Annotated in this window: 2 protein-coding genes and 1 pseudogene; all 3 read right to left on the reverse strand. The window is 60.4% G+C overall.

What is annotated here, in order from left to right:
* A partial coding sequence (locus AC11W3_RS04700; RefSeq protein ID WP_484092575.1) for an NADH-quinone oxidoreductase subunit N occupies positions 1–1,064 on the reverse strand: 1,064 nt, incomplete at its 3' end.
* Positions 1,065–1,097: 33 nt separating this feature from the next.
* Positions 1,098–2,705, reverse strand: a complete 1,608-nt coding sequence (locus tag AC11W3_RS04705; protein ID WP_484092576.1) for an NADH-quinone oxidoreductase subunit M — start codon at positions 2,703–2,705, stop codon at positions 1,098–1,100.
* Positions 2,706–2,755: 50 nt separating this feature from the next.
* Positions 2,756–3,226: pseudogene (locus tag AC11W3_RS04710) on the reverse strand (NADH-quinone oxidoreductase subunit L); the annotation flags it as partial.

The following is a 3,226-nucleotide window of genomic DNA, read 5'->3' on the forward strand; positions in this document are numbered from 1 at the left end:
TTCTTGCCGATCAGGACCACGACGGCGAAGGCGCCGATGTTCATGAAGGTGTAGGAGAGCATGTAGAAGAGGATGCCGGCGGCGCCTTCGGCGTTGCAGGCGGTGAAGCCTACCAGCGCATAACCACAATGGGCGATGGAGGAGTAGGCGAGCATTCTCTTGATGTTGTCCTGGGAGAGGGCAATGATGTTACCGACGGTCATGGTCAGCACTGCGAGGACCCAGAGGAGTTCGGTCCAGTTCCCTTTCAGCATCGGGAAGGCGAAGATCATCACGCGGATGAAGGCGGCGAAGCCTGCGGCTTTCGGGCCGGCCGACATGAAGGCGGTTACCGGGGTCGGTGCGCCCTGGTAGACGTCCGGGGTCCACATGTGGAACGGTGCGGCGGCAATCTTGAAGCTGAAGCCGACGGCGATCAGGAGCATGCCCACCACGAAGATCGGGTTGGTTGCCACTGCCTGGTTCTGGCTTACGTAGGCGTAGATGGCGGCGAGCTTGGTGCTGCCGGTCGCGCCGTAGGTCAGCGCCATGCCGTAGAGCAGGAAGCCGGTGGAGAATGAGCCCAGGAGGAAGTACTTGAGACCCGCTTCGTTGGACTTGACGCTATCCCTGTTGAAGCCCGCCAGCACGTAGAGGCAGACGGAGAGAAGCTCGAGGCCCAGGAAGATGACCATCATGTCGGTCCCGGAGGCCATCAGCATCATGCCGATGGTTGAGAAGAGGATCAGGGGGTAGAGCTCGCCCTGGTTGCACCCTTCCTGGGACATGTAGCGGTCGGAGATCAGGATCGCCAGGCCGGCCGAGAGCAGGAAGATCACCTTGAAGAAGATCGCAAAGTTATCCTGCACTACCGCGCCGTTGAACCCTGCCTGCGGAGTTCCCCAGCCACCCACGACGCTTGCCGCGGTCACCGCGAGTCCGATGATGCTCAGGTACCCGAGGTACCCCTTGTTTTCGCTCGGAACGAAGACGTTGACGAGCAGCAGCACCATGGCGACTACCGAGAGGATGACCTCAGGCATGATCGCTGCTAGGTTAATGGCTGGCATAGCAATTGTTTCCATCTATAATCCTCCGTCAGCTATTTCTAAGCGGTTCTATTTGACTTCGTGAGCGGCCGGTGCGACTGCAACCGGTGCAGCTGCATGGGGATCTGCCGGAGCTATCACTACAGCGGCCGGAGCTGCTGCGGGCATAACCATGGCAACCTGCTTCTTGCTCTGGCACTGCGCGATCAGCCTGTCGATGGACGGCGCCATGCTGTCGATGAAGGGGCGCGGGTAGACGCCGATGAAGAAGATCAGGGCGAGCAGCGGCAGCATGATGGCCACTTCCCTCGCGTTCAGGTCTTTCAGCACCTGGTTCTTCGGATTCTTCAGCTCGCCGAACATGACCCTCTGGAACATCCAGAGCATGTAGACCGCGGAGAGGATCACGCCGCTGGAGGCGATGATGGCGTAGACGCGCATCTTGCTCTCGAAGGCGCCGATCAGCACCAGGAACTCGCCGACGAACCCGTTGGTGCCGGGGAGGCCGATGGAGGAGAAGGTGACGATCATGAACATCACGGCGAAGACCGGCATCTGCTTGGCGAGGCCGCCGAACTCCGAGATCTCGCGGGTGTGACGGCGCTCGTAGATGAAGCCGACGATAAGGAACAGTGCGCCGGTGGAGACACCGTGGTTGAGCATCTGCAGCATGCCGCCCTGGACACCCTGCTGGTTGAGGGCGAAGATGCCGAGCATGACGAAGCCCAGGTGCGCTACGGAAGAGTAGGCGACGAGTTTCTTGACGTCCTTCTGCATCATGGCGACCAGTGAGGCGTAGACGATGCCGATCACGGAAAGGGTGGCGATGAGCGGCATGAACTTGGCCTGGGCGTCCGGGAAGAGCGGCATCGCGAAGCGGACGTAGCCGTAGGTACCGCACTTCAGCATGACGGCGGCCAGGATCACGGAGCCTGCGGTCGGAGCCTCGGTATGTGCGTCAGGAAGCCAAGTGTGCAGCGGGAACATCGGGACCTTGATGGCGAAGGCCAGTGCGAAGGCCAGGAACATCCAGGTCTGGGTGACCGGGTCGAGGCTCAGGTCGTAGAAGCGCAGGATGCTGAAGTCGCCGCCGCCCGCCTTGAAGTAGAGGGCGATCAAAGCGACCAGCATGAGGAGCGAGCCGACCATGGTGTAGATGAAGAACTTGAGGGCCGCGTAGATCCTGTTCTTGCCGCCCCAGATGCCGATCATGAAGTACATCGGGATCAGCATGACTTCCCAGTAGATGTAGAAGAGGAAGAGGTCGATCGAAACGAAGGTGCCGATCATGCCGACTTCGAGGAGAAGCAGGCAGACCATGTACTCCTTCACCTTCTCTTCGACCGCGGTCCAGGTGGAGAGGATCGCGATCGGCATGATGAAGGTGGTCAGGATAACGAGCCAGAGGGAGATCCCGTCGATGCCCAGGTGGTAGCTCATCTGGAACGGGCCTGCCGCGATCCAGGGCACGTTCTCGAGGAACTGGTAGCCGCCGTTAGCCTGGTCGGCCGGGTTGTAGCCGGTGATCAGGGGGATCGAAGCGGCAAACGTCACCACCGACACCGCCAGGGCGAGGCCACGGAGCGCGCCGTGGTTGTTCTTGGGCACGAAGAGGAGGAGGATCGCTCCAATCAGCGGCGTGAAGGTTAGTATGCTCAGTAACGGTAGCTGGCTCATTTACTTTGCTCCTTTAACTTACTGGTCAAAATGTATGGCTGTTTTCTCTATTAACGGAACAGGTAGGCGGCGACGATCACCACCACGCCCAGCACCATGGTGAAGGCGTAGTTGTGGACCATACCGGTCTGCACGTGGCGCAGGATGCCGGAGAAGCCGCGCACGATGGCCGCAACGCCGTTGACGATCCCGTCCACCACCAGGACGTCGAACCCTTTCCAGAGGAAGGTGCCGATCGCCTTGCAGGGGTTGACGAACACGAAGTCGTAGATCTCGTCGACGTACCATTTCTTGTAGACCGCGCGGTGCAGCACCGGGAAGGTCGCGACGAATTTCTCCGGGATGGCCGGGTTGACGATGTAGAGAGCGTAGGCGACCGCGATGCCTGCGCAGGCGATGACCACGGAGGTGCCCATGAGGCCCCACTCGACGGCGTGGCTCGGGTGTGCGCCGTGTGCATGCTGCAGCACGTATGCGTTGGAGTAAGCGAAGACCGGCTCAAGGTAGCCTTCGAAGTAGTT

This window comes from Geomonas sp. (genome assembly GCF_056994735.1).